This is a genomic window from Vibrio sp. 1078-1 (genome assembly GCF_033340475.1).
In genome coordinates this window covers 1-594 of record NZ_JAWOWM010000594.1, presented here as the reverse complement: position 1 = coordinate 594, position 594 = coordinate 1, and the positions used below count along the sequence as shown (strand labels likewise).

General features: G+C 45.8%; 1 protein-coding gene. It reads right to left on the bottom strand.

From position 1 onward, the window contains the following. Positions 1–594 (bottom strand): POTRA domain-containing protein (locus tag R7190_RS28995; protein WP_318138083.1); only part of this gene is annotated, 594 nt, incomplete at both ends.

Below are 594 nucleotides of genomic sequence, written 5' to 3'. Positions count from 1 at the left end.
GGTTCCAGTATGGGTCGCGGTAGTCTAAGCTCACGTTCTTTTGATAGTCGTTCATCATCGCGTTGATACCAACGCGGTTACCGCTACCTAAGAAGTTGTCTTGTTGCAGACCAACTTGGAAGCTGACGCCCGATTCGGTACCGTAGCCAACACCAAAGTTTACGCTGCCTGAGTTCGCTTCTTTAACCGAGTAAACCAGATCAACTTGATCATCACTACCTGGTACACGAACCGTTTGTACTTCTACGTTTTCAAAATAGCCAAGACGGTTAAGTCGTGTCTTACCAGTTTCAATCGACTTGGAGTTTAGCCAGCTGCCTTCCATTTGGCGCATTTCACGACGCAACACTTCATCTTTCGTTGAGTTATTACCAGTAAAACGAATGTCGCGAACGTAAATTCGATTACCTGGATCAACATTCACAACCAAGGAGACTTGTTTGTTTTCATCGTCAAATTCAGGGATGGTGTTTACTTGAGGGTAAGCGTAGCCAGATTCACCAAGCACACGCTTGATGCCTTCTTCCATCGAAGTCACAAGAGAACCGTTGTACGTTTCATTGTCTTCGAATGGAACGAGTCGTTCGAAGGTCG